Annotated in this window: 1 protein-coding gene; it reads right to left on the minus strand. The window is 43.8% G+C overall.

The genetic code is table 11. From position 1 onward, the window contains the following. The coding region (locus tag HMPREF2750_RS07165) for an EF-Tu C-terminal domain-related protein (RefSeq protein ID WP_261660695.1) at nucleotides 1–557 on the minus strand (557 nt) is incomplete at both ends.

A 557-nucleotide genomic window follows, 5' to 3' on the forward strand; every position in this document is an offset into this window, starting at 1 on the left:
GCACCTACTGTACGGCCACCTTCACGGATTGCGAAACGTAAACCTTGGTCCATCGCGATTGGGTGGATTAAGCTTACTGTCATTTTGATGTTATCACCAGGCATTACCATTTCCACGCCTTCTGGTAATTCGATTGTACCAGTTACGTCAGTTGTACGGAAATAGAATTGTGGACGGTAACCTTTGAAGAATGGAGTGTGACGACCACCTTCATCTTTTGATAATACGTAAACTTCTGATTCGAAATCAGTGTGTGGAGTGATTGAACCTGGTTTCGCTAATACTTGACCACGTTCGATTTCTTCACGTTTAGTACCACGTAATAATGCACCGATGTTTTCACCTGCACGACCTTCGTCAAGTAATTTACGGAACATTTCAACACCAGTTACTGTTGTTTTTGTAGTTGGTTTGATACCAACGATTTCAACTTCGTCACCAGTACGGATGATACCACGCTCAACACGACCTGTTACTACTGTACCACGACCTGAAATTGAGAACACGTCTTCGATTGGAAGAAGGAACGGTTGGTCAATTGCACGCTCTGGTTCAGG

The sequence above is a fragment of the Haemophilus sp. HMSC066D02 genome, from assembly GCF_001810545.1.
In the GTDB taxonomy this organism is placed as follows: domain Bacteria; phylum Pseudomonadota; class Gammaproteobacteria; order Enterobacterales; family Pasteurellaceae; genus Haemophilus_D.